At 42.1% G+C, this 19,243-nt stretch carries 14 protein-coding genes and 5 tRNA genes; 7 read left to right on the forward strand and 12 right to left on the reverse strand.

Features of this window, described 5'->3' with window-relative positions; all coding sequences use genetic code 11:
* Window positions 1-28: 28 nt before the first annotated feature.
* From ABMY45_RS12065 to ABMY45_RS12110, 10 genes are all read right to left on the reverse strand, one after another.
* Window positions 29-1,582, reverse strand: coding sequence for a PepSY-associated TM helix domain-containing protein (locus ABMY45_RS12065; RefSeq protein ID WP_349288919.1), 1,554 nt, complete (start codon window positions 1,580-1,582; stop codon window positions 29-31).
* Window positions 1,583-1,584: 2 nt separating this feature from the next.
* Window positions 1,585-1,875 (reverse strand): DUF3649 domain-containing protein, encoded by a 291-nt coding sequence (locus ABMY45_RS12070; RefSeq protein WP_174169814.1) that lies wholly within the window; start codon window positions 1,873-1,875, stop codon window positions 1,585-1,587.
* A gap of 59 nt (window positions 1,876-1,934) precedes the next feature.
* On the reverse strand, window positions 1,935-4,085 hold the full coding sequence (locus ABMY45_RS12075; protein ID WP_349288920.1) for a TonB-dependent receptor: 2,151 nt from the start codon (window positions 4,083-4,085) through the stop codon (window positions 1,935-1,937).
* An 89-nt stretch (window positions 4,086-4,174) separates the two neighbouring features.
* Window positions 4,175-5,512: a histidine kinase sensor domain-containing protein gene (locus tag ABMY45_RS12080; protein ID WP_349288921.1), complete on the reverse strand. Its 1,338-nt coding sequence runs from the start codon at window positions 5,510-5,512 to the stop codon at window positions 4,175-4,177.
* A complete protein-coding gene (locus ABMY45_RS12085; RefSeq protein WP_227386899.1) occupies window positions 5,509-6,195 on the reverse strand; it encodes a response regulator transcription factor in 687 nt (228 codons plus the stop codon). Before ABMY45_RS12085 ends, ABMY45_RS12080 begins: the two co-directional genes overlap by 4 nt.
* Window positions 6,196-6,365: 170 nt before the next feature.
* Window positions 6,366-6,441, reverse strand: a tRNA-Phe gene (locus ABMY45_RS12090).
* 150 nt (window positions 6,442-6,591) lie between these two features.
* Window positions 6,592-6,667 (reverse strand) — tRNA-Thr (locus ABMY45_RS12095).
* Between the two features lie 12 nt (window positions 6,668-6,679).
* Window positions 6,680-6,755, reverse strand: a tRNA-Phe gene (locus tag ABMY45_RS12100).
* An 80-nt stretch (window positions 6,756-6,835) separates the two neighbouring features.
* Window positions 6,836-6,911, reverse strand: a tRNA-Thr gene (locus ABMY45_RS12105).
* A 63-nt stretch (window positions 6,912-6,974) separates the two neighbouring features.
* Window positions 6,975-7,050 (reverse strand) — tRNA-Phe (locus tag ABMY45_RS12110).
* A gap of 875 nt (window positions 7,051-7,925) precedes the next feature.
* Between ABMY45_RS12110 and ABMY45_RS12115 the strand changes: the two genes are divergently transcribed.
* Window positions 7,926-10,808 carry an ATP-binding protein gene (locus ABMY45_RS12115; protein ID WP_227386898.1) on the forward strand — a complete coding sequence of 961 codons (2,883 nt, stop codon included), beginning with the start codon at window positions 7,926-7,928 and terminating at the stop codon, window positions 10,806-10,808.
* Here ABMY45_RS12115 and ABMY45_RS12120 read toward each other — a convergent pair.
* On the reverse strand, window positions 10,777-11,037 hold the full coding sequence (locus ABMY45_RS12120; protein ID WP_029215839.1) for a hypothetical protein: 261 nt from the start codon (window positions 11,035-11,037) through the stop codon (window positions 10,777-10,779). The genes ABMY45_RS12115 and ABMY45_RS12120 overlap by 32 nt on opposite strands.
* A gap of 371 nt (window positions 11,038-11,408) precedes the next feature.
* Here ABMY45_RS12120 and ABMY45_RS12125 point away from each other — a divergent pair, with 371 nt between their 5' ends.
* The 5 genes from ABMY45_RS12125 to ABMY45_RS12145 all read left to right on the forward strand — a co-directional run bounded on the left by ABMY45_RS12125 (window position 11,409) and on the right by ABMY45_RS12145 (window position 17,415).
* A complete protein-coding gene (locus ABMY45_RS12125) occupies window positions 11,409-12,845 on the forward strand; it encodes a peptide MFS transporter (protein ID WP_349288922.1) in 1,437 nt (478 codons plus the stop codon).
* 419 nt (window positions 12,846-13,264) lie between these two features.
* The gene (gene hppD / locus ABMY45_RS12130) at window positions 13,265-14,311 is read left to right on the forward strand and encodes a 4-hydroxyphenylpyruvate dioxygenase (RefSeq protein WP_095726715.1); all 1,047 of its coding nucleotides are present in this window, start codon (window positions 13,265-13,267) and stop codon (window positions 14,309-14,311) included.
* 132 nt (window positions 14,312-14,443) lie between these two features.
* Window positions 14,444-15,757: a fumarylacetoacetase gene (gene fahA / locus ABMY45_RS12135; RefSeq protein WP_349288923.1), complete on the forward strand. Its 1,314-nt coding sequence runs from the start codon at window positions 14,444-14,446 to the stop codon at window positions 15,755-15,757.
* 142 nt (window positions 15,758-15,899) lie between these two features.
* Window positions 15,900-16,982 carry a M23 family metallopeptidase gene (locus ABMY45_RS12140; RefSeq protein WP_349288924.1) on the forward strand — a complete coding sequence of 361 codons (1,083 nt, stop codon included), beginning with the start codon at window positions 15,900-15,902 and terminating at the stop codon, window positions 16,980-16,982.
* Between the two features lie 37 nt (window positions 16,983-17,019).
* A complete protein-coding gene (locus ABMY45_RS12145; protein ID WP_239421154.1) occupies window positions 17,020-17,415 on the forward strand; it encodes a polymer-forming cytoskeletal protein in 396 nt (131 codons plus the stop codon).
* On the opposite strand, the gene ABMY45_RS12150 is transcribed toward ABMY45_RS12145, so the two are convergent.
* Window positions 17,412-17,882: a hotdog fold domain-containing protein gene (locus ABMY45_RS12150; protein WP_010606036.1), complete on the reverse strand. Its 471-nt coding sequence runs from the start codon at window positions 17,880-17,882 to the stop codon at window positions 17,412-17,414. The genes ABMY45_RS12145 and ABMY45_RS12150 overlap by 4 nt on opposite strands.
* A 163-nt stretch (window positions 17,883-18,045) precedes the next feature.
* On the opposite strand from ABMY45_RS12150, the gene ABMY45_RS12155 reads away from it, so the two are divergent.
* Complete coding sequence (locus ABMY45_RS12155) at window positions 18,046-19,224, forward strand: multidrug effflux MFS transporter (protein ID WP_102057410.1); 1,179 nt, start codon at window positions 18,046-18,048, stop codon at window positions 19,222-19,224.
* The last annotated feature ends 19 nt before the right edge of the window (window positions 19,225-19,243 follow it).

Consider the following 19,243-nt stretch of genomic DNA (forward strand, 5'->3'; position numbering starts at 1 on the left):
AACACAAACAAAACAACAATTAACTTCATTAGGCCGCCTTAACACTGATGCCTTCTTGTCGGCAACGTACAACCCAAAAAGCTGCTACAAAGCATATAGAGATAAATAACACCGTTAAATCAAATCCAACCATCAGCCAATCACTATTTATCCAACTAAGCCATATATTATGCTCCGTTGTTAGTGCGTTAAGTATAGGTAGTAGCCCATATACCAAAGCAGCACAGCATAACATTCGCTGCCAAAGCCATTTTTTTGAGGCTAATCCACAATAGAGTGTGCATAGACCTAACGTTATAAAAAGTATATGCATTTCCCAAGCTGCTCGGCTTGGAAAGTCTATTGGCAATAACCGATTACCAGCAAAGTAAGACGCTATCGCTATAGGAACCCCAAGGATCATCGCAATATTTATACGCTCTATAATACTCGTCAGGATCTTATTAGTACTAGTCACTGCCTTGCGCTTTTTCAACCATATCATAAGACCAGTAGCAACCATCGCTGCGCCAAATAAACCTGATAAAAAGTAAATCCATCTAAGGTAAATATCAGCAAATAGCCCCTCATGTAAATGCTCTAAGAAATCATAAACACTTGCAGCTCCCCCTGCTTTTCCGAGGGAGGTTTCGAGCATAACTTTATCTTCAATAGCACGATACTCAAGCAACGAGGCGAATTCGACTCCACTTTTCGATTCAAACCAGATCTCAATGTGTTCTTTTTCTGTATTTCTTTCAACGACGCCAACATAACTAACTTTATGTGATTTGAAGCGACGTTTAGCATCAGCCAAAGCAGATTGAACGCTTAACTCTGTGGGGAGCATCTCGATTATTTGCTGTGACTTTTGCTCTATCTGTGATTGCGCATAAAATTGGCGATGATTTTGCTGACCTTCTCCATAGCGCAGGTCAATAACTGGAGACATAGTGATCCCCATCAGCAGCAATAACCCGCTATAGGTGATCATCAAGTGGAACGGTAGTGGTAGCACACTAAAAATATTGTGAATATCTAGCCAAGAACGCAACCCTTTTTGAGCTCGAAACGTAAAGAACTCAGCAAAAATTTTCTTGTGAATAATTAGACCAGTAACTAACCCTATAAGCATTAGCATTGCAGCAATACTGGTTAATATATAGCCTACAAGTTGCGGTACATAATGTAGATTGTAATGCAAACGGTAAAGCGCCTCACCTCCGCTAGTTTGTCTATTACGGATAATCGTTCCCATCACTGGATCGAGGCTGCTTTCGTGCCATTGTTTGGGTGTTTTGCTTTCGGTGTTATCAGGTTCTAACCAAGAGATTTCAATAAATGGATCTCTTGATGTGGGAAAGCTTATGTACCACTGAGATGCATTATCACCATGTATGCTGAGTTGTCTGGTCGCGATATTCGTTATTGCGCTATCCTCAAGTCCTTTCGAAACCATGATTTCAGGTTTCATCCAGCGATCAATTTCGTTTTCAAAATATCCGACACTGCCAGTCACAAAAATGAAGTACAACATCCACGCAAAAACAACGCCGGTCCACGTATGTAGCCAGCTCATAGACTGTCGAAATCTCGCTTTCATTCTCAAATAGCCTTTTCTAGATACATGACTAAAACGCTTAGCAAAACAACTAAAAGCGCAATAAAAAATATTGCTCTAGTAGTGCTTTTAACAGCAAACACAACGATCACAATCAAAGTGTAAATAATAAAACTGGACATCATTCCCGCGACAATACCATCGACTTTATTGTCTGATGGTAAGTACGAAATAAGCATGGCACTCAAGTTAGCGATAACATAACCACCAATCACGCTAAGTAAAACTCGGCAAGTAATATGCGCAGCTGGCGTTGGCTTAAATACAGGTTTCATTAGCATAATAACCAAATGAAAAGAGCTAACTCTTTAAGTTAGCTCTTTTGACAATAACACTAGAACTGATAGGCAACTGTCAGCCTAATATCGCGGCCTGCTTCTTTGATCCCGACAACACCTTCATAACCAGGAATATGACCGTAATCGGCAACACTACCATGGCTGCGGTAAGACTCATCTAATAGATTTTGTATTGAAAGGTCGACTCTCAAAGAGTCGAATGGCTCGTAGCTAACATAAGCATCGACTAACTGGTAGCTTGGTTTGTCAATTGTCTCAAGCTTTTCAACCCAACCTAGCTCAATTGAACGGTGAAATACTTCAATATCATTTAAGCTCGCCACATACTTGTAATTCCAGCCAAGTTTAATCTGATCGTTTAAGTGATAGTTAAAGTTTACGTTCAATGAGTCTCCAACCGCATTACCTAGACCACCGTATTCGTAGGCAGCCAAGTCAATGTTGTCAACTTCGATGCGGTTTGTGGATGTCGCGTCTGTGGGATCTGGCCAATTAAATATCACATTATCCAATTCAACGTTATTATGGTTAAAGCTGACAATTACATCAAAATTGTCCGCTTGATAACCACCAACTAGTTCAAAACCTTCACTCCCCAAATCACCGATATTTTCGTAGAAAACCCCTTCACGCCCTTTAAACTTGTCGAAGACAACACCATTAATTGTGCTAGAGTATACAGATGCTTCAAACATCCAAGCGCCATCATTATATTGAATACCGAGTTCAACATTTTCTACTTCTTCAGGAACCAAGTTTGCATTCGGCGTTAGCTCACCGACTGTGAACGCATCTGCGATTTGTCTGCCTCGCAGCGCTTCCGCATAGCCAAGTGACAACGTCAAGTTATCAGCAAGGTTGTATAGCAATCCAACATTTTTACTAAAACCATCCTGTTTTTTGGCTGAGAACTCACTGGTTGATGTAACTGGTGCACCAGCTGCATCAGTCTCAACAACCCAAACACCATCAACCTTTACCCAGTTTGCTTCTATACCTTGATGATCCAACTCATAGGAATCAAAACGTAGACCGAAACTTAAACGCAGATCAGGAAAAACTTGCCAATGATCTTGGACATAAGCTCCTAACACAGTACCATCTTCGTCAAAAATCCCACCAAAGTCTTCATAGGACTGCGAATGTACCTTATCGTTTTTGTGCTCAATTCCATAAGTAATAGAGTGAGTACCGATATCACTGGTATTGCGAATATCAAAACCTATCGTTTCAATTGACGCATCCCAGGTATATAACTCACGCTTGAATGATGATTTTGTTTGATACACTGTTGTCTCTAAATTCACCTGAGAATTTAAAAACCAGTTGTGGTTAAGCACTAAAGTCTCGCGCTCACCCCAAGATGCAAACAGTGGGTCGCTTTCCAGAGGTGCCCAGTTTGTTTGCTTGCCAAACTCACCGTCCTCTTTTCTTTGCTCGTAGCTAACTGTAATATCTTGAAATTCTGTCAGCTTGGCATTCAGCTTAATAAATCCTAATGTTTGATCTGCTGCGGTTCCTGGAAGCGTATTACCGTCACCATCTTCCATATTTTTGCGGCTAACTGTTACATACGAAGCTAAAATGCCGATTGAATCAGTTGCCTTACCATACAAAGATAGACTCTCTTTATGCCCGTCATTGGTAAAATAACTTACTTTGGCAGTTCCACCGAACCTGTCATTTTCATCCAATAGATCCGCCGCACTTTTCGTTTTAAAACGTATTGCGCCACCAACTGCACCGCTTCCTGCTGTTGCTTCACCAGCACCTGCTTGTACCTCTACACTTTTCAATAACTCAGGTTCAATGGCAACACGACCTATGTGATGAAATAGTGTACTAGTTTGTGGAGCACCATCTACCGTGACATTCACCATTGAGTCTTCCACTCCACGAACAAAGATTTTTTGTGCAATCCCCAGCGATCCACCTACAGTAACAGAGGGGGTATGGCGGAAAATATCTTCTAGGTCATTTGCTTGGTAGTTAGCTAATACTGCAGGTGTAATTTCGGAGTTTGTTGTTGCCCCGACAACGGTAATTCTCTCGACTTTTTTTAGTTCATTTTCTGTATCGGATTGCTCTGCGAGTACGCCAAAGCTAAGGCTAAAGCAAGTAAGAGAAACGGCTGACGCTATAGTAGTTTTTCTAAAGAAATGACTTTTTTGGGATAAAAATGGCATGATTCATGTCTCAAACAACAGTTAAAAGGCTGAATCAGAATTATTACCATTTAGCTTTCTCAAGCAATCACTTTTACAATTGTTACATTTTACGAAACCGGAATTATTACTTGTACAACCAACCCTCCACTGGCTAAATTACGTGCTGACACGCGCGCTCTAACACTTCTCAAGTGTCGCTTAGCAAGTGCTAAACCAAGACCAAAACTATCACTTTGTGCGAGACGAGCATTGTCCACACGGAAAAATGGCTCAAATACTTTCTCAATAAACTCTTCGGGGATCCCAGGCCCCTGATCAAGCACTTCAACTAAATAATCGTTGCTTATTCGCTGTAGTTTTATCTCGACTTTTTTACCTTCAGGCGTAAAGCGTAAGGCATTACGAATGATATTCTCGATTGCTGGACACAGTGCTCTATGGCAACTATTTACAACAACGGCACTTTTTGGCGACTCAAATAACAGCGTTCGATCTGGAAACTCAAACTTGGCGTCATCGATCAACACATCCAAAAGGTCTACTAAATCTACGCTTTCCTTCTGTAACATTGGGTTTTCATTATCTAACCAAGCCAAAGTGAGTGAATCTTCGACCAACTTTCTAATCTGTTGAGATTCACGTGCAATACGTTCTAAGTGTCGTTGGCTATCATTCTCTTCAAAGTTACTAACCGCAATATCTAGTCGAGTTAGCGGAGTTCTAAGTTCATGTGACAGATCAGCGATTAGCTGACGTTGACTTACAATTAGCTCCCCGATCCTTGATGCCATCTGATCGAACGTTGAGGCTAAATGTGAAAACTCGTCATTGCGCTTGCCAAGATACTTTCCAAGTCTTACTTTAAAATTGCCTTTACTAAAAGCATTTGTTGCACTATCCAGCTGTCGCAATGGAATAATGATATGTCGATAAAGAAAGATGGATAATACGGCCAACACTGCCATAGGAATGAGTACCTGAAGCATAAATTTAGTCGTATTCCAGTAGATCCCAGGCCGCATTCGCTCTGGTAACTTTATTAGTAAGCTTGCATTAGAAGACTCGAATGGAAGCTCCATTATTGGATTTGATTCAAAATATAAATGTATTTTCCATTCAATGCTCCGACCAAAGTGATAGCTGCCAACGATATTCTGATCTATTGACTCTCCGGCTAAATGAATAGCGTCAAAACTCGCGATTGATACCCATGTAGATTCTTCTTTCATTAGGTTTTTTATCCAAGCCTCTAGCGCTTCTTGGTTGTTAGCCAAATAGAGTTTTTCAGCTTCAGATTTCCAATTCTTCATTTGGATTCTATCGCTTACTGCTATCATACTCATACTTTCTTCTGTTTTAAGTGTTAATGCATGCAGTAAATAGAAAAAAGCGACCAAACCAGCAGCTAAGATTAAGCTCAATTTCCACAAAATATTTCGTTTCATTTAAAACAATAACCTTTTCCATGCACAGTTTGTAAACGCTCACCATGCCAGTTTGCTTCATTAAGCTTTCTGCGTACTCGACTTAAGTGCATATCTAAACTCCTATCATATGCTCCTAGTTTTTTATTAAGCACAGACAGATATAAATCAGGTTTAGTTATGATTGTATGTGGCCGTGAAGCAAGCTCCCAAAGCAACTTGAACTGGATTGGTGTGAACTCTAATATTTCACCATGGACATAAACGGATTGAGTCTGTGAGTTTAGTGTTAAGCCATCAATGGAAATCTCTGACGGTATAGAGAGTTGAATTATATTTTGGCTTCGCCTAAGGATACTCTCCATTCTCAAGAGCAACTCAGTGGAGTTAAAAGGTTTAGCAATATAGTCATCAGCCCCATGCGCTAAACCTATAATGCGTTCCTCCTCGGCCCCTTTTGCAGACACCATTACAACAGGGATCTGACTCGTTGCTCGCAGCTTTCTCAACAAGGATACGCCATCTAATTTTGGCAACATATTATCCAGAAGGATCAAATCATGCTGCTGCAACTGAGCAACTTGTAGTCCCGACTCACCATCAAAGCACTGCTCAACTTGATATCCTGACTTTTGCAACAAATCTACTAAGTAGGTACCTAAAGTACAGTCATCTTCAATTAGCAAGACCTTGATCTCTCTCACGTCAAACCTTTTAAAATGCAAATGATAACTAGTTTCATTTTTGCATATTAAGCACTGTATTTTGAAAAGTAAATCTCAGTTGTAACCAGATGAATCTATTTTTTGCAAAAAAAAGAAATATAAAGTATCAGAAAGCAAAAAACCTCGCGATTGCGAGGTTTTTTAAAGGATGGTGCCCAGAGGCGGAATCGAACCACCGACACGAGGATTTTCAATCCTCTGCTCTACCGACTGAGCTATCTGGGCAAATTTTTTCTAGTATCTAAGTCCTTAAAAGGATTTTCAATACAACTCCAAACGGCTCTACCGACTGAGCTATCTGGGCAAATCTTTTTTAGTATCTAAATAACTTAATACCTAAGCTATCTAAAAATACAGGCTTTCGCCTAAATAAAGTGGTGCCGACTATCCGAGTCGAACGGATGACCTACTGATTACAAGTCAGTTGCTCTACCAACTGAGCTAAGTCGGCACACTAAATTATTGGTGCCCAGAGGCGGAATCGAACCACCGACACGAGGATTTTCAATCCTCTGCTCTACCGACTGAGCTATCTGGGCAAATCTTTTTTAGTATCTAAATCCTAAAAAACTCAATCAACTGAGCGTTCTAGAAAATACAGGCTGACGCCTAAATTAAATGGTGCCGACTATCCGAGTCGAACGGATGACCTACTGATTACAAGTCAGTTGCTCTACCAACTGAGCTAAGTCGGCACACTAATTCGTGTACCATGCAATTTCTGCATGCACCACATTGCTAATGCAATGATTTTAATTTGGTGCCCAGAGGCGGAATCGAACCACCGACACGAGGATTTTCAATCCTCTGCTCTACCGACTGAGCTATCTGGGCGTGCGGCGTATTAAACGGGTTTTGCGGTTCTAAGTCAACCCTTTTTTTAAATACATTTATCGTTTGCACAGTTTTCAGACAAAGCGGTTAAAATACCGCTTTTTCGATGGAAAAACACTCGACTAGCTATGTTTTACGGTATTTAACGACTTTTATCTTTGAGTAAGGCAAATGACTCTAGACCTATAATAAAGAGAAAGCCAGCTCTTGAGGCTTATATACCTATAAAGGAGTGAAACAAACAAGAAGGTATGTGCTTTTGCTGTTCTGATACCACAGTTAGACGACACTTATTCACTCTTTTTGATTCTCGTCTTTATAGCACGTCTCCTGTTTCACGCCGCGCTTCGTTTTAATGTCGCGAAAGTTTCATTACGAACACCTTATTCATACCAAATTTGAAGCAACCAACGAGACTGTCTTTCAAGAAAACCGAAGCTACAGAGACTTATCTTATCAATCCCCCAAGGACTACCCCCTGATTGTAAAACGAATTTACACGGCAATATAGCAAGGTAACATGTAAGCCATTCGTTTACCGCAGCTCTAGTTCACCTAAATTACCTATACCTCACTTGGCGAGCAATATTGTCTCTGAACTAAAGTTGATATTAGCCTGCGTAATTACCGTCATGGACACTTATCATTTAACAAAAGCATTAAGTAGAATTTAATTTTTATTAAAGCTTACTGCTTTGCACATCGCAGGCGTAGTGAAAATTATCGAGATAACAACCTGATTATTTTAAGATTTAAAACAATCAGATAATCTTAGGCTATTGCCACTATTGATTGAAAAACGAGAGGTAAAAACTTGCCGAAGGTGATAGGATTGCTACAACTAATAAGTATAAATAATTCTTTCGGGATTAAGCATGCCAAATAGCGCGAACACCAATGCAAATGGACGGATACTTTTTTTATTTATCGCAATATTGATTGTTGGACTATGCAGCGCCGTAGGTGCTTACCTACTGCCAAAGCAGGCTGACGTCCCTACCGCACCAACCGTGAATCTGCAGCAGCAAGCAACAACAGTTGCAACTCCCCTTGCTAAGGTGGTCACACAACACGGTTTTGACAGTGCCAAGCAAATTGTATCCGCATTATTAGCTTCTAACGAGCATTTGGGCGCCTATTTGTATGTCAATACAGGGATGGGGCAACCAAACCTGGTATTTCAACAAAGTGCAAGTGAGCAAATCACTGCATTGAATCGTGAAGAGTCTTATAACAAAGACACAATGCAGGTTTATCACATGCCACTGCTACTAGATGAGCAAAACGTCGGTGAACTCATTTTGACCTATACGCCACCCGTTGCAGCTGCGCCATCAAGCGACCCATTCATTGCTTATGTATTACTCGCTGCTGCTATTATTAGTGCCTTGATGATCGTTGTGATTGCAGCACGTCGGCTTTCTGGCGCATCAAGCAACGATACTGAAGAACTCATCGCAGAAATCAATCACCTAACGATGGATAAAAACTACAAGTCGACGGTTGGTACTTATTATAGTGGCGGTCTGGCTGAGGTTGCTGAAGCAATAAATGCACTGTTAAAGCAAGTACAGTCATCCATAGAGTCCGATCAAGCAACGCAAAACGAGTTAAAACAGCTTCAAGAAAGTCTCGAAACCGAAGTTCAAGCCCGCACGCTGGCGCTGGAAAAAGCGATTTTAAATGCGGAGCGTGCAAGTGATGCCAAAACCACTTTCTTAGCCACTATGAGCCATGAGATCCGCACACCAATGAACGGCGTCATTGGTACCATTGATTTACTGCGCCAAACCGATCTTGACGGTGCTCAACACCGCCTCACCACGATTATTCGCGACTCGGCATTTTCTTTACTTGGTATTCTTGATGATATTCTCGACTTTTCTAAAATTGAGGCAGGTAAATTACGTATAGACAATAGTGCTTTCTCGGTGGCTGAAACCACAGAGGAAGTCGCACGTGTGCTTTCATCAGTAGCGAAAAAGCGTAAATTAGACTTACAGCTGTTTGTTGCTCCTGACATTCCAACAAATTTAGTTGGTGACACAGTTCGCGTTAGACAAGTACTTTATAACCTTTGCAGTAATGCCATTAAATTCACGACTACAGACGACTCAACCCAAGGTTATGTAAAAATCTCCGTTGAAGTTGCACAAAACACCTCGGAGCATTACACCCTACGCTTTACCGTCACTGACAATGGTAAAGGCATGACAAAAGCTCAGTTGAGAGAAATTTTTAATCCGTTTATTCAAGCAGAAGGCTCTATCACCCGAGAATTTGGCGGTACAGGACTTGGCCTTTCTATTTGTAAAAGTTTAATCGAACTCATGCTAGGTAGTATCCATGTTAACTCAGATATTGGCATGGGAAGCGAGTTTGTTGTGGAATTACCATTTAGTGTGGATGGCAAAGTTAATTACGTAAACAAACAAATGTTAAACGGTCGCACTGTTGCTCTGCTCACCCCAAATAATGAGAGACGCACCATTTTAAATCGCTACCTTTCATTTATGGGTGCGAACGTGATTACTATTGATGAAAGCGAGATAGCCGAACACCAACACGAGGACAAATTGATTTGGGTGTTAGACGGTTTAGACGGCATGGATAAAGTCAATGAAGAGCTAAGAACCGTAGTCTACTCGCTTGAGAAAAACGAACAGCAAGTTGTTGTCTTAAGTAAAATGGACGAAGCAGCGCTTAATCACAAAAATATTTTCTATCTCAATGCATCACCGTTGTGTAAGTCTAGCTTTATGACGGCTATCTTGGTCGCTGCCGGTTTGCATAAACCAAAGGAAATTAAACCTTCTCGCACCATCAACGACTTTTTAAGCGTTGATGAAGCCAGAGCAACCAACAAGCTGGTGTTGTTAGTTGAAGATAACGTATTAAATCAGCAAGTGCTGACCGACCAATTACACCTGTTAGGCTATGGTGTCGAGGTTGCAGAAAATGGTGAGGAAGGCTTAGAACTTTGGAAAAAAGAGCACTTCCCAATCGTACTAACTGATTTACATATGCCTAAGATGTCAGGCTACGACATGGTAAAACATATTAGAGACTATGTAGAAACCGCAACCGATACCATTGAGCAACCATACATCATTGCCGTGACAGCTAATGCACTAAAAGGTGAACGAGAACGTTGTGAGGCGGGTGGTATGAATGACTATATCACCAAACCAGTAGAGTTAAATGTACTAGAAGCAACGCTCAATAAATGTATTGAAAGCTTACCAAAAACACAGCAACCACGACAAAGTACTGAGCCATCAACTGTCGCACCAGTAGCCGTTAGCCAAGTACCAGTAGGATCAGAGCAAGCGGCTGAGTTAGAGCCAGTTGTTGATGAGGCTATAGTTGTAGAGTCTGAAATTATTGAAGCTGAGGCCAGCGAACCAGCTCCCGCTATCAATATGGATATGCTCAACAAGTATGTGAACCATGATGAAGCGAAACGAAATCGCTTTTTCCGAATGTACTTAGAACAAAGTAGCCAGTTAACACGAGATGTAAATGGTGCGGTGATCACGATGAGCCAAGAGGAAATCATTGAAGCTTGTCATCAACTTAAGTCCATCTCCAAAACTATCGGTGCCGAAAAAGTAGCAGAAACTGCCATAGAGTTTGAGACTTTATGTAAGGAAAGCACGCTGACCACCGATCAGCTGATCCAAATGCGTGATAAATTGGAGCAGGACTTTTTAGCTGCAACCGAGTTTATTCAACAATATTTGAGTCAAGAAGCGTAATGATATGGGGGTGGGTAGCACTGCCCCCACAAATCTTATCGCTAATTGGTTGGAAGCGTTTTTCTCGACTAGGTAAAGACAAATGGATCGCAGGGACAACCTGCTCCCACACCTGCAATAAATGGTAAATATCAGCGATAAAAAGATACATAACCTTAATGGTTACGCCATTCATTGAGATATAACCGCCACCTAAAAGAATGATCCTTCCCTGAATCACTGACCGCATTTTATGCGCTTTCTGACTCCAAACACTTCCCCTATTAATTCTCACTGAGTATACTGACGCACTTTTTTAAATTAGTTAGTCGTTACATACAACAAACGCTAGTTGAAATAGGTACTGGTCACCCGTTCAAAAAAAGTACAGGCATGCCTGAGTTCATACAAGCAAATATCTGATTAAGATTTTTACTCGGTGACTCGATGAGCAATGCTAATCTGCATTGAAAAGTGTTCTATTTACCGCGCATCGCTTCAAACGTTGCATGTTAAGTACATGGCTCATTATTCAGTGTTGATTGAAAAACATTAGATGCAATAACGCATCCTTTATAAAAATGGCCAGATACAACACATTGATTAGATTAGGAAGTACATATGAATTCAGTTCCGAAGGCCGGAGAATTTCTGGGTCACCCTAAAGGCCTCTTCTTATTATTTGGTACCGAAATGTGGGAGCGCTTTGGCTACTACGGTATGCGTGCCATCTTAGTTCTTTATCTTGTAGCACAAGTTCAAAATGGTGGCTTCGGTTGGAGCAATGCCGACGCACTAAGCCTTTACGGCACATTTACGATGGCCGTTTATCTCACCCCACTGTTTGGTGGTTGGCTTGCAGATAACGTATTAGGTCAGCGCAAAGCCATCATTATTGGTGGTATTTTAATGGCTACAGGCCATTTTATTATGGGTATTCCTCACAGCGTTGTGGCAGGACAAGAAGTAAGTGTCTTCTACCTTGGTTTAGCACTGCTTTGTTTAGGTAATGGCTTATTCAAGCCAAACATCTCAACAATGGTTGGTGATCTATATCAAGAAGGTGATAAGCGCCGTGACGGTGCATTTACTATCTTCTATATGGGTATCAACTTAGGTGGTGCATTAGGTCCACTTGTTGCGGGTTATGTAGCAGCAGTCGTTAACTGGCAGGCAGGCTTTATCGCAGCCGGTGTTGGTATGATCATTTCTGTGGTTATGCAGCTTATCTTAAGCCAGAAATACCTTGGCGATATCGGTAAAGTACCTTCAGCTAAACTTTCTCAACAGATGTCTGACTCACAGACTAAAGAACCGCTTACGAAGAAAGAAAAAGATCGTATCCGTGTTATTTTCACCATGAGTGTTTTCTCAATTATCTTCTGGATGGGTTTCGAGCAGGCTGGTGGTCTGATGAACCTATTCGCAAACGACTATACCAACCGTATGTTTATGGGCTTTGAGATCCCGGCTTCTTGGTTCCAGTCGCTTAACTCTATCTTCATCATTGTATTTGCGCCATTAGTAGCGATGATCTGGTTAAAACTAGATAACAAAGAACCGAACTCTCCAGTGAAATTCGCAATTGGTCTGGTGTTCTTAGCACTTGGTTTCTTAACCATGATGCTTGCGCTTGCAACAGAAGGTGGTGAAGCGGGTGGCACACTTCAAATCAGCATGATTTGGTTAGTGTTGTTCTACATGTTCCACACACTTGGTGAACTATGTTTATCACCAATCGGTCTTTCTATGGTAAGTAAACTAGCACCGCTACGTTTAGCATCACTGCTAATGGGTATTTGGTTCCTATGTACGGCTGTTGCAAACAAGCTTGCTGGCCTTGTTGGCTCTTTCATCGGTGAAGGCCAAGAAGCAATGGAAAACGCGATGAGCATCTTCATTGGTTTAGGCGGCGTAGCCTTGCTGTCTGCTGTGTTAATGTATCTATTAAGCAACAAGCTTGTAGATTGGATGCACGGCGCTGAGGGCAAGCACGAGCCTCATACGCAAGAGCATTACCTAGCGGAAGAACTAGAAGTATCCGCTGAGAAGCAATAATATTTGCTGTAAACCACGCTGATTTAGCGTGGTTTACCTCTCCCCCAACAGCCAAATGTAAAGCTTTGAATACACTTAGCATCATTTCCCCTCTCAATTTAGTCGTGTGATAAAAATCCTCCCTCTCATATAACTCACCAATCAAAAACATAAAAAGCAAATAAAATCAAAATAATACAAAAACAAAGTTACAAAATACCCCACAAAACTCCTTGCTGTTTTTAGTCAAAATTCAAGCAAAAATAATTATCGTCACGCCTGTGTCAATTTTGTGTCTTTTACATGGCAATTGTGCAACTAAATTTACAAAGTCTCATACTGCTATTTACTGCCTCTAGCTTCCCCTTTGCAGTAATTTGATTAATCATCCAGTCATAAATACTAACAAGTCACCCAGTGCTTAATACGGGAGTAAAACAATGAGTGAAGTAAATAATCCACTAGGCCTAGTCGGCATCGAGTTTACAGAATATGCAACACCAGACGCTGATTACATGGATAAGGTATTCACTGACTTTGGATTCTCAAAACTAAAGAAATTTAAAGATAAAGATATCGTTTACTACAACCAGCACGATATTCACTTTTTGTTGAATAACGAGCGTGAAGGCTTCTCAGCACAGTTTGCTAAAAGTCACGGCCCGGCTATTTGTTCTATGGGCTGGCGTGTAGAAAATGCGCAAAAAGCGTTTGAAACCGCAGTTGAGCGTGGTGCAAAACCTGCGACTGATTCAACACACAAAGACTTACCATACCCAGCGATTTACGGTATCGGCGATAGCCTTATCTATTTCATCGAAAACTTTGGCGATAAAGGGTCAATCTACGAGCAAGACTTCGTTGACCTAGACGAGCAAAAGGTTGTTGAAGACAAAGGCTTTAAGCGCATCGATCACCTAACAAACAATGTTTACAAAGGGACGATGGAAACTTGGGCTAACTTCTATAAAGACGTATTTGGCTTTACTGAAGTTCGTTACTTTGACATCAAAGGTCAAAAAACGGCGCTGCTTTCTTATGCACTTAAGTCACCATGTGGCACCTTCTCTATTCCAATCAACGAAGGTAAAGACGACAACAACAACCAAATCGATGAGTACTTAGATGAGTACAATGGTCCAGGTGTTCAGCATTTAGCATTTTTGACTGACGACTTGGTTAGTTCACTAGATAAACTAGACAAGAGCACTATTGCTACCTTAGATATCGTAGATCACTACTACGACACTATCTTTGACCGTGTGCCTTGGGTTAAAGAAGATAAAGAAAAGATCAAGCAGCACCAAATCCTAGTAGATAGCCAAAGCGAAGACTGTTACCTACTACAGATCTTCACTAAAAACCTGTTTGGCCCAATCTTCATCGAAATGATCCAACGTGTTGACGATGGCGGCTTTGGTGAAGGTAACTTCCAAGCGTTATTCGAGTCAATTGAACGCGACCAAGAGCGCCGTGGTGTAATCTAAACACACACATCAAATTAATAAAAAAGCAGCTAGCGATAGCTGCCTTTTGTGGTTTATCAAATTGCTATTACGACTTGAGTTTTTCACTTTTGACCATAACTCAAGTTGAAAGCCAAAATTAAAGGAAAGGCAATGTCTCAAATTAATGAAACACACGACATCCAATTAACAAGTTGGGTAGCTAGTGCGAATGCGACTGGAACTGATTTCCCTATTCAAAACTTACCTTTTGCAGTATTTCGTCGTAAGAACAGTAATGAAGAGTTTCGCGGCGGTGTTGCGATTGGCGATCAAGTACTAGACCTTGCCGCTGTTGTTGACGCTAACCTATTTACAGGTGACGCTGCTGAGGCCGCCGAAGCTGCAAATGCCCCAGCATTAAATGAATTTATGGGTATGGGCCAGCAGTACTGGTCAGCACTTCGACTTGCCCTGTCTCGCGCATTACGTGAAGGTTCTGAACTGCAATCAAGCCTTGAAGGTGCATTGGTTGCACAGGATGACGTAGAATACGCTCTACCTTGCCACATTGGCGATTACACTGACTTTTATACCTCAATCTACCATGCAACAGCGGTAGGTAGCCTGTTCCGTCCTGATAACCCACTGCTACCAAACTACAAGTGGGTTCCAATCGGTTATCATGGCCGAGCATCGTCTATTGGTGTTTCAGGTCAAACGTTCCCTCGCCCTAAAGGCCAGACCAAAGCACCAGATGCAGATACGCCGTCATTCGGCCCTTGTAAGCGTCTAGACTACGAATTAGAGCTAGGTATTTACCTAGGTAAAGGTAATGAACTTGGCGACTCTATCGCAATTAAAGACGCTGAAGATCACGTTTTTGGTTTTTGTTTATTCAATGACTGGTCTGCACGTGACTTGCAAGCTTGGGAATATCAACCATTAGGTCCATTCCTTGCGAAAAACTTTGCGTCAACGGTTTCTCCTTGGGTTGTAACCACAGAAGCACTCGCACCATACCGTACTCAATGGCACCGTGATGAAAACGATCCACAACCGCTAGAATACTTAGAATCAACGCAAAACCGCGAGTCTGGTGCTATTGATATTCGCATGGATGTCTTACTAGAGACTGAAAAAATGCGTAGTGAAGGCGCTAAACCAAGCAAACTGTCTGAATCCAGCTTCAAGCACAGCTATTGGACGGTTGCGCAAATGGTTACACACCACACAGTGAACGGCTGTAACTTCCTACCAGGCGATATGTTAGGCTCAGGCACGCAGTCTGGTCCTGAGCATGTAGAAGCGGGTTCATTACTCGAACTATCACGCGGCGGCAAAGAAACTATCACGCTTGCAAACGGCGAAGAGCGTAAGTTCCTAGAAGATGGCGATAAAGTGATTATGCGCGGTTGGTGTGAAGCCCAAGGCTATAACCGTATCGGTTTTGGCTGTGTTGAAGGCACTGTACTTCCAGCAAAATAATCGCAATTATTCGTGAGTTAATCGCAATTTTATTTACTTTTAAATCAAAGGCATGATGATTTCATGCCTTTTTTTAGTTCTAAAAACTGGAAATTTGACTAAAAATTGTTAGAGTGTAGCGCTGATTTAAATCTGAGGTTGAATGTTGCAAGTACTCAAGCGCCTATATCTAAAGCTGTTTAAGCCGACTCAATTAATTGTTCGTCAAGACGCAACTGTCAAGATGTTAAAATTACCATCTTGGGTTCAAGCTTGCTCGATTTTGATTTTGCTCGCTGTCGCTATGTGGATAGCCAATGCCTCACTCAAATTACAAGAAAACGGTGACAAGCTTACTAAAGAGCAACAAAACTTAGCGCAGCTGCAAGCCAAGTGGCAAACAGAAAAATCACAGCTTCAAGCGCAATTAGCACAGCAAAAAGGCATGCTTGACCAACTGTCACAGCAGCACAGTGTGCTTGAGTCATTGGTTGACTCGACTCAAACAACTGATAACAGCGCGGTGGAAGGCGAGTTAGAAGAAACACCGACAGACCTTGGTAGCTCACAACCAAGCACCACAACCGAATTTGCTCCACAAGCCAGTCTCCTACTCATTCAACAACGTCAGCTCAGCGAACAACTTGGGCAATCGTTCGGCGCTGACATTGCAGCGATGCAAGAGTCCATCGACAGTGCGGGATTACAACTATCATCTGACTTCTCAGAAGCGCAAGGTGGCCCCTACTTCCAAGCCGACTTAGAATTGGTAGAAGCCAGCTTTATTAATGCCATTGACCAATACGCAGTTTATGCGCAGTTATCGACTATGATTGGCCAACTGCCAGATACATTGCCTGTCGCTCAGGAAAAATATTATGTCTCTAGTGCTTTTGGTTTTCGTAAAGACCCAATCACTGGCCGCCGTGCCTATCATAAAGGTATCGATCTCGCAGGTTGGCACAAAACACAGATAGTAGCCCCCGCTTCTGGTACTGTTAAACGAGCTGGGAAAAATGGCGGCTATGGCAACTTTATTGAAATTGAGCACGCCAATGACATCACCACACGCTACGGCCACCTTCACACCATCAAGGTAAAAAAAGGCCAGCAAATCAATAAAGGTGACGTAATTGCACTAATGGGTAGCACAGGAAGAAGTACAGCGACGCACTTGCACTATGAAGTGATTCAAGGTAAAAAACACCTAAACCCAATTAAAATCGCTCGTGCATTCAATAAGTAACATCTAATTGCAATTACGCTGCGATAGTGAGGCATTCGTGTTTAATTCTTTTAAAAACCAACGAAACGACGTCCCAGCCATTATTGCTCAAAGCACTAAAGTCACGGGCGATATTGTCTGTGAAGGTGAGCTGCAATTAGATGGTACCGTCCATGGTAACCTCGACATCGAAAAACTAATCATCGGCAATAAAGGTTTAGTACAAGGTAATATCCAAGCCAATGAACTGACGATATTAGGCAAAGTGGAAGGTGATATTCATGCCAAACAAGTCACGCTGCTTCCTAGCGCTCAAGTGTTTGGCAATATCGAACACGAGACCTTAACGATTGAAGCTGGTGCGCATGTCGATGGTAAACTGACGCACCGTAACGAGCGAACCAATAACGTCACGGCAATTGACTCTACCGGTGATCAAACCATAAACAATTAAGATCTTTTCGCGCTGATATACATGTTAATGTCGGCGTGAAACACTTTCTCTCCCGCAGTATTAAAAACTTCCACCGGTACAACTAACTCTTCTTTATCTTGCCATGCTCGCGGGTATTCTATTTGCGCCACGGCATGCAGATCGGTCTCAGCTTTAGCTAAATATTGCACTGACATCCCCTTTGGGATCCAGCGATGGGTTTTATGGTCGATGGTTGCGTCTGTCATGACTCCAGCACATAACTCCGCAAGATTACACTGAGCAATAGCGTGAACCGTACCTATGTGGTTATGAATGGCTTTACGGTTACGAATTGTGGCCCTACAAACGCCGGGCTTCAATTGTGTGATTTTAGGCTTAATGGTGCCAAAGTAAGGTGCCTTACGACATACCGCCTTACTGAACATCCATTTACCAAATGGCAACCAACTCATCCTTTTATAAATTTTTAAAAGTGGTGCAGACATAAGATTTTTCTAAAATGATTTTGCTTAAAATTAACACATCTGACCAGTTAATCAACCGTCTGCAATTCTCAGCGAATAAAATATCTTAAAAATTTGCTAAATCGGCGCTTTGTCCTGTCTTTTCTCATTCTCCACAATACAATAACGACCAAAAGGAGACGCCATGACCCAATCAAATTCAAAAGCACTGATTTTTATTCTCGCTTTACTTGTTATCTTTTGCCCTTTAGGTATCGATCTCTATCTACCTGCGTTTGTGGACATGCAGTCCAGCCTTCAAGTATCAGAAAGTCAAATTCAGCAAACCGTGAGTATTTATATGTTAGCTGTGGGTCTTGGACAATTGATAGCAGGTCCGCTTGCGGATAAATATGGCCGTAAGCCGGTTGCACTGGTTGGAATAATTTTATTTGCGCTTGGCGCAGTGATGGCAAGCACAGTCTCCACTTGGCCACTCATGATGGTAGCTCGAGTGTTACAAGGCCTAGGCGCTTGTGCCACATTCGTCAGCGCTTTTGCTATCGTTCGTGATAGCTTTGGACACAAAGGCAGTGGCCAAATGATCACTTACCTCAACGGTATTGTATGTTTTATCCCAGCGTTAGCGCCTCTTTTAGGTGCGTGGCTCACTGTCGAATTTGGCTGGCAGAGTAATTTTAGCTTTTTGTTTGGTTTTGCTATTGTTGGTCTCATCTTGGTTTCTCTTATCTATAAAGAGACTCGCCCCGAAGATACACATTACAGCGGTCATATCCTAGATTTGAGACGTTTTAAGCCGATGCTCAGTAGCACGACTTTCATTTACAATGCCGCCTTAGCGATGCTTGGTATGGCTGCCATGCTGGTATTTGTGATTTCAGCTCCGGGGTGGATCATGGCAAAAATGGGTGGCAGTGTTTCCGACTTCACGTTTTGGTTTACTGGCAATGCAGCGCTGAGTATTGTCGCAAGTTTCATTGCGCCCCACTTCATCAAGCGCAATAGCCAGAAGTCGCTCACCTTTGGCCTCGCCGTTTTTAGCTTTAGTGGCCTGTTGTTACTGGCTTTGCCACAAACTAAAATAGCGCATTTTGTACTGCCTATGTATATGGCGTCAGTCGGCTTTGCATTTACGATTGGAGCAGCGGCAGGTAAAGCGTTATCTGGGTTTGCGAAACAAGCTGGGACGGCTTCAGCGTTGATTGGGGTATTACAGATGAGTGGCGCGGGGGTACTTGCAACCATGACGCAACCACTGGCATTGGATGCCCCGATGCAACTCGCGTTGCACTTACTACTCGCATTACCTTTCTTACTGCTGCTGGCTACGAAGCATCGCCACCAGCTTCACAGTGCAGCTTAAGCATTATTTATCGTAACGG

Source organism: Pseudoalteromonas sp. XMcav11-Q, assembly GCF_040104525.1.
Classification (GTDB): Bacteria; Pseudomonadota; Gammaproteobacteria; order Enterobacterales; family Alteromonadaceae; genus Pseudoalteromonas.

Excerpts from the sequence above, each read along its gene's own strand:
- ABMY45_RS12075 (WP_349288920.1), bottom strand. The coding sequence starts at position 4,085 with ATGCCATTTTTATCCCAAAAAAGTCATTTCTTTAGAAAAACTACTATA.
- hppD (WP_095726715.1), top strand. The coding sequence starts at position 13,265 with ATGAGTGAAGTAAATAATCCACTAGGCCTAGTCGGCATCGAGTTTACA.
- ABMY45_RS12140 (WP_349288924.1), top strand. The coding sequence starts at position 15,900 with ATGTTGCAAGTACTCAAGCGCCTATATCTAAAGCTGTTTAAGCCGACT.
- fahA (WP_349288923.1), top strand. The coding sequence starts at position 14,444 with ATGTCTCAAATTAATGAAACACACGACATCCAATTAACAAGTTGGGTA.
- ABMY45_RS12125 (WP_349288922.1), top strand. The coding sequence starts at position 11,409 with ATGAATTCAGTTCCGAAGGCCGGAGAATTTCTGGGTCACCCTAAAGGC.
- ABMY45_RS12115 (WP_227386898.1), top strand. The coding sequence starts at position 7,926 with ATGCCAAATAGCGCGAACACCAATGCAAATGGACGGATACTTTTTTTA.
- ABMY45_RS12155 (WP_102057410.1), top strand. The coding sequence starts at position 18,046 with ATGACCCAATCAAATTCAAAAGCACTGATTTTTATTCTCGCTTTACTT.
- ABMY45_RS12065 (WP_349288919.1), bottom strand. The coding sequence starts at position 1,582 with ATGAAAGCGAGATTTCGACAGTCTATGAGCTGGCTACATACGTGGACC.
- ABMY45_RS12070 (WP_174169814.1), bottom strand. The coding sequence starts at position 1,875 with ATGAAACCTGTATTTAAGCCAACGCCAGCTGCGCATATTACTTGCCGA.
- ABMY45_RS12150 (WP_010606036.1), bottom strand. The coding sequence starts at position 17,882 with ATGTCTGCACCACTTTTAAAAATTTATAAAAGGATGAGTTGGTTGCCA.
- ABMY45_RS12120 (WP_029215839.1), bottom strand. The coding sequence starts at position 11,037 with ATGCGGTCAGTGATTCAGGGAAGGATCATTCTTTTAGGTGGCGGTTAT.
- ABMY45_RS12080 (WP_349288921.1), bottom strand. The coding sequence starts at position 5,512 with ATGAAACGAAATATTTTGTGGAAATTGAGCTTAATCTTAGCTGCTGGT.